At 55.5% G+C, this 6,223-nt stretch carries 4 protein-coding genes and 1 rRNA gene; all 5 read right to left on the reverse strand.

Annotated features, from left to right (window positions below):
• Positions 1–6: 6 nt before the first annotated feature.
• On the reverse strand, positions 7–1,746 hold the full coding sequence (gene aceK, locus USF70_RS18960) for a bifunctional isocitrate dehydrogenase kinase/phosphatase (RefSeq protein ID WP_069303512.1): 1,740 nt from the start codon (positions 1,744–1,746) through the stop codon (positions 7–9).
• Between the two features lie 51 nt (positions 1,747–1,797).
• A complete protein-coding gene (aceA, locus tag USF70_RS18965; RefSeq protein WP_023309986.1) occupies positions 1,798–3,102 on the reverse strand; it encodes an isocitrate lyase in 1,305 nt (434 codons plus the stop codon).
• Between the two features lie 31 nt (positions 3,103–3,133).
• Positions 3,134–4,735 (reverse strand): malate synthase A, encoded by a 1,602-nt coding sequence (gene aceB / locus USF70_RS18970; RefSeq protein WP_023309985.1) that lies wholly within the window; start codon positions 4,733–4,735, stop codon positions 3,134–3,136.
• 270 nt (positions 4,736–5,005) lie between these two features.
• Entirely contained in the window at positions 5,006–5,935 is a 930-nt protein-coding gene (gene metA / locus USF70_RS18975) for a homoserine O-acetyltransferase MetA (RefSeq protein WP_024906663.1), read from the reverse strand.
• A gap of 180 nt (positions 5,936–6,115) precedes the next feature.
• A 5S ribosomal RNA gene (rrf, locus tag USF70_RS18980) occupies positions 6,116–6,223 on the reverse strand; the annotation flags it as partial.

Below are 6,223 nucleotides of genomic sequence, written 5' to 3' on the forward strand. Positions count from 1 at the left end.
ATGCCCTCACCCTGCTAGAGAGGGTGCAAACCTAATGCAAAACCTCTGCTTGCGGCGGTAAGCGTACACATCTTCGACATGCCCATTTTTGATCCGCGTTTGCAGCCCGCGCCAGTAGCTGGCGCGGAACAGATCCTCATGCATTTCTTCAAATAACGGCCCGATGCGCGGGTCGGCGCACAGCCAGTGGCGAAACTCCTCCGGAAACACATCGCCCGGCGAGACGCTGTACCACGGCTCACCGGAAAGCTCGTCTTCCGGGTAGCGGGGCTGTGGTATATCGCGGAAATTCACTTCGGTCATGTAGCAAATTTCGTCGTAATCGTAGAACACCACGCGCCCGTGACGGGTGACGCCGAAGTTTTTAAACAGCATGTCGCCCGGGAAAATATTGGCGGCGGCAAGCTGGCGAATCGCGTTGCCGTATTCTTCAATGGCATCCCGCAGCGCCTGACCTTCGGACTGCTCCAGCCAGATATTCAGCGGCACCATACGGCGTTCGATGTAGAGATGGCTAATCACGATTTTATCACCCAGATCGGTGATTTTCGCGGGCGCTTCCTGCATTAACAGCGCCATGAGCGCCGGGTCGATCTGCTGTTTATCCAGCACAAAGTTTTCGAACTCCTGGGTATCCGCCATGCGCCCGACGCGGTCGTGCTCTTTAACCAGCTGATAGCAGGCGCGAACGTGCGCGGCGGTCATCTCTTTCTGCGGCGCGAATCTGTCTTTAATCACCTTAAAGACCCGGTCGAAACCCGGCAGCGTAAACACCAGCATCACCATACCGCGAATGCCGGGCGCTTCGATAAACTGCTCATCGGCCGCGGTGACATAGCGCAGGTACTCCCGGTAGCTTTCCGTTTTGGCGTGCTTCTGGCAGCCAATCGCCATATACAGCTCGGCGGTGGTTTTGCCCGGCAGGATTTCGCGCAGCCACTCCACCAGCGCGGCAGGCAGCGGGGCGTACACCATGAAATAGGAGCGAGCGAAGCCAAACACGATGCTGGCCTCGGCGCTGGTAGTCAGGCAGGTATCGACAAACAGTTCCCCGTCGTCGGTACGGTGAATGGGCAGCAGAAACGGCACAATGGCGGTCGGCGTAACCAGTTTGCCCACCAGCCAGGCGGCTTTATTGCGGTAGAAAAGCTCGTTGGCAACCTGCAAATGGCTGTGGCTGAGCACCTCAGCGCCGAAGGTTTCGTTGAGATGGGCGTGGACATAGCCGATATCCCGGGTTTTATTCTCCCAGGGCAGGCGCAGCGGCAGATCCGTTAGCACGCGGTGCAGGAGCTTTTCCCATCCGCGATCGGGAAAGAAATCTTTCGCCAGCGGACGGGGAATGGTTCGAAAGCGTCGCTCGGGCTGGGAGCTGAAGATAAATAACCGCTCAGGAGATAGTGAGCGGTGGTCAAATAACCGACAATAGACGGAGTTGAAAAAGCTCTCCGCAATCTCGAAGCGCGGGTAATCGGGTAACAAATGGGTGTAGTGCTCTTTCACGCGCAGTAAAAATTCCGCGTCCGGGCTTTTACCGTCGGTAATACAGCGCAGCTGCTCCACCACCAGACCCACGTGGTGGTCATAGAGATGGATACGCTGCTTCATGGCCTGCTGAACCGCATGCCAGTCTGCATGTTCGAAGCGCTGCTGCGCGCCGGATGTCACTTCAAGAAAACGACCATACTGGGCATCGAAGCCCTGCAAAATAGTTTGGGCAATCAGCAATTCCAGGCCACGCGACATATATTCCCCCTCACCCCAACCCTCTCCCCGAGAGGGGAGAGGGGGAAAAGATTAGAACTGTGCTTCTTCCGTTGAACCCGTTAAGGCGGTGACGGAGGAGGTTCCGCCCTGGATAATCGTGGTCACATTGTCAAAGTAGCCGGTTCCCACCTCCTGCTGGTGAGACACGAAGGTGTAACCGTCTTTGCCCGCCGCAAACTCCGGCTGCTGCACCTTCTCAACGTAGTGCTTCATGCCCTCACCCTGCGCATAGGCGTGCGCCAGGTCGAACATGTTGAACCACATGCTGTGGATACCGGCCAGGGTAATGAACTGGTATTTGTAGCCCATGTCGGACAGCTGCTGCTGGAAGCTGGCGATGGTTTTGTCATCCAGCTTTTTCTGCCAGTTGAAGGACGGCGAGCAGTTATAGGCCAGCAGTTTGCCCGGATACTTCGCGTGGATGGCGTCGGCAAAGCGTTTTGCCAGCGCCAGATCCGGCGTGGAGGTTTCACACCAGACCAGGTCCGCATAAGGCGCGTACGCCAGGCCGCGGCTGATCGCCTGTTCAATGCCGGCATGGGTGCGGTAGAAGCCTTCACTGGTACGCTCGCCGGTGATGAACTCGCTGTCATACGGGTCGCAGTCAGAGGTGATCAGGTCCGCCGCGTCGGCATCAGTACGGGCAATCACCAGCGTCGGCACGCCGAGCACGTCCGCGGCCAGACGCGCGGCAACCAGCTTCTGTACGGCTTCCTGTGTAGGAACCAGCACCTTACCGCCCATGTGTCCGCATTTTTTCACTGACGCCAGCTGGTCTTCGAAGTGAACGGCCGCTGCACCGGCCTCAATCATCGATTTCATCAGCTCGAAGGCGTTCAGCACGCCGCCGAAGCCCGCTTCCGCATCCGCGACGATCGGCAGGAAGTAGTCAGTAAAGCGCGGATCGCCAGGTTCGATACCTGCGGCCCACTGGATCTGATCCGCACGGCGGAAGGTGTTGTTGATCCGATCCACCACCGACGGCACGGAGTTAGCCGGATAGAGCGACTGATCCGGGTACATGCTGGACGCCAGGTTGGCATCCGCCGCGACCTGCCAGCCGGAGAGGTAAATCGCCTCAATACCGGCCTTCGCCTGCTGCAGCGCCTGACCGCCGGTCAGCGCGCCGAGGCTGTTGATGTAGCCCTTTTTAGAGCCACCGTGCAGCAGCTTCCACATTTTCGCCGCACCGTTCTGTGCCAGCGTGCATTCCGGATTGACCGAGCCGCGTAATTTCACCACTTCCTCCGCGCTGTAAGGACGGCGGATGCCTTCCCAGCGAGGTTGCGTCCACTCTTTCTTTAACTCTTCGATTTGTTGGGTACGGGTTTTCATGTGCAGATGCTCCATATTGTTATGTGGTGAGTTACGCCAGGAAGCGGTAGCCCGGCAGGGTCAGGAAGTCGATTAAGTCATCTGATGTGGTGATTTGCTCCATCAGGCGCGCGGCGTCGTCAAAACGTCCGCTGCTGAAGCGGTGTTCGCCCAGCTCGTCCTGGATCACCCGCATCTCTTCGGCCAGCATCTGGCGGAACAGAGATTTGGTCACCGGCTTGCCGTTGCTGAGCGTTTTTTGATGGTGGATCCACTGCCAGATGGAGGTACGTGAAATCTCCGCCGTCGCGGCATCTTCCATCAGGCCGTAGATAGGTACGCAGCCGTTGCCGGAGATCCACGCTTCGATGTACTGGACCGCGACGCGGATATTGGCACGCATGCCCTCTTCCGTACGCTCGCCCGCGCACGGTGCCAGCAGCTGTTCTTCAGCCGTTGGGGCATCGTCTTCACGCGTGACAAACAGCTGGTTTTTGTTGTCGCCGAGAACGCGGTTAAAGACCTCCATCGCCGTATCGGCAAGGCCGGGATGGGCAATCCACGTGCCGTCGTGACCGTTACGCGCTTCAAGCTCTTTGTCGGCCTTCACCTTGTTGAGCACCTGATTGTTGCGCTCTGCGTCTTTGCTCGGGATAAATGCCGCCATGCCGCCCATCGCAAAGGCGCCGCGCTTGTGGCAGGTTTTGATCAGCAGGCGCGAGTAGGCGCTCAGGAACGGTTTATCCATGGTCACGACCTGGCGATCCGGCAGTACGCGGTCGGGATAGTTTTTCAGGGTTTTGATGTAGCTGAAAATATAGTCCCAGCGCCCGCAGTTCAGGCCGACGATGTGGTCGCGCAGGGCGTGCAGAATTTCATTCATCTGGAACACGGCAGGCAGCGTTTCAATCAGCAGCGTGGCTTTGATGGTGCCGCGCGGCAGGTTGAAACGATCTTCCGCGTAGCTGAACACTTCGCTCCACCAGGCCGCTTCCTGCCAGGCCTGCGTTTTTGGCAAATAGAAATAAGGGCCGCTGCCTTTTGCCAGCAGGTTCTTGTAGTTGTGGAAGAAATAGAGCGCGAAATCAAACAGGCTGCCCGGAATGGCTTCCCCACGCCAGGTGACATGTTTTTCAGGCAGATGCAGGCCGCGTACGCGACAGATCAGCACCGCCGGGTTCGGTTTGAGCTGGTAAATTTTGCCGGCTTCGTTGGTATAGCTGATGGTGCCGTTCACGGCGTCGCGCAGGTTGATCTGCCCCTCGATGACCTTACGCCAGTCCGGCGCCAGAGAGTCTTCAAAATCGGCCATGAAGACTTTAACGTTGGCGTTCATGGCGTTGATCACCATTTTGCGTTCTACCGGACCGGTGATCTCAACGCGACGATCCTGTAAATCTTCAGGGATGCCGCGGATTTTCCATTCGCCGCGACGAATGGAAGCGGTTTCCGAAATGAAGCCAGGCAACTTGCCATCGTCAATTTCCTGCTGCTGATGAATGCGTGCCGCCAGCAGCTTATTACGCTGCGGCGTAAAGCGGGTCACCAGTTCAGTCAGAAATTCTACCGCTTCCGCCGTCAAAACCTGCTGTTCTTGCTCGCCATACGGCTGGGTAAAGGCCAGTTCATCGACCGTCGTTGCCTGTTGAGTCATTACTCTGCTCCTCATCAAAGATCCAAAATCACACCCCCGATGCGAACGAAAGATCGTTGGGTAGTTTTCGCTCAGCAGAATTAAGACTATCTATATTTTTTCTAAAATCAAAAACAATTTCCATTTTAATTTAATATTGAATTTAATTATTTGATTTTATTGAAATTAAAGTTTAACTGGAGGGTGGGCGACATTTCGGAAATAAAAAAGGCACCCGAAGGTGCCTGATTTGAATAGCTGAAACGCTTTAGGATCGTTTAGTGCAGAAGATTACTCCAGCGTCGGATTCATGTGACGCAGATCGTATGGCGTTATCTGGTAGACGTAATAGTTGAGCCAGTTAGTGAAAAGCAAATTTCCGTGGCTGCGCCAGGTTGCTCTCGGTTTGTTTTGCGGATCGTCTTTCGGGAAATAGTTGTACGGTACATCCGGATTAAGACCCGCTTCGACATCACGGAAATACTCTGATGCGAGGGTATGCGGATCGTACTCAGGATGTCCGGTCACAAAAGCAATGCGTTTATCCTTGCTGGCAAACAGGTAAGCATCTCCGTCTTCCGTTTCGGCCAGGATCTCCAGATCGGTGTAATCACGAATCAGCTGGGCCGGGAAATCGGCGTAGCGAGAATGCGGGGCCAGGAAAGAGTCATCGAAACCGCGCGTCAGCAACGCATGTGGATGAAGAATATGGTGTTCGTATACGCCGGAGAGCTTTTCAGTGCGGGTTTGCTTGGGGATGCCATAAAGAATATTCAGTGCGGCTTGTACCGCCCAACAGACAAACAAGGTAGACGTGACGTGATCTTTTGCCCACTCCAGAACCTGTTTGATCTGCGGCCAGTAGGCGACATCGTTAAATTCAACCAGGCCGAGCGGCGCGCCGGTCACGATCAGTCCGTCGAAGTTTTCCCCCTGAATGTCATCGAAGTTACAGTAGAAGTTGTTCAAATGCTCAGATGGCGTGTTACGTGATTCACGGGCATCGATTCGCAGCAACTGGATATCCACCTGCAGCGGGGAGTTCGACAGAAGACGCAGGAACTGGTTTTCTGTTTCGATCTTTTTTGGCATCAGATTGAGAATAAGCACCTTCAGCGGGCGAATTTCCTGACCTGTCGCACGCGAAGCCGTCATGACGAAGACGTTTTCTTCACGCAAGAAATTGACGGCTGGTAGCTCGTCCTGCACCCGAATCGGCATAGCTTTATATCCTCACAGCATACGTATAAACGTTTAGACATCCAGATAGCTAACGATACCCAGAAACGGGCATAATGTCGAGCCTGCAAGCGGAAGGTGAGAAAGTTTCAAGGAGGGGGGAGAGGGAAAAACAAAAGCAAAAAACCCCGCACCTTACGGTACGGGGTTCTTCTAATCGATGCCTGGCAGTTCCCTACTCTCACATGGGGAGACCCCACACTACCATCGGCGCTACGGCGTTTCACTTCTGAGTTCGGCATGGGGTCAGGTGGGACCACCGCGCTAAAG

This window comes from Enterobacter sp. 237C8 (assembly GCF_034106865.1).
GTDB classification, from domain to species: Bacteria; Pseudomonadota; Gammaproteobacteria; order Enterobacterales; family Enterobacteriaceae; genus Enterobacter; species Enterobacter asburiae_B.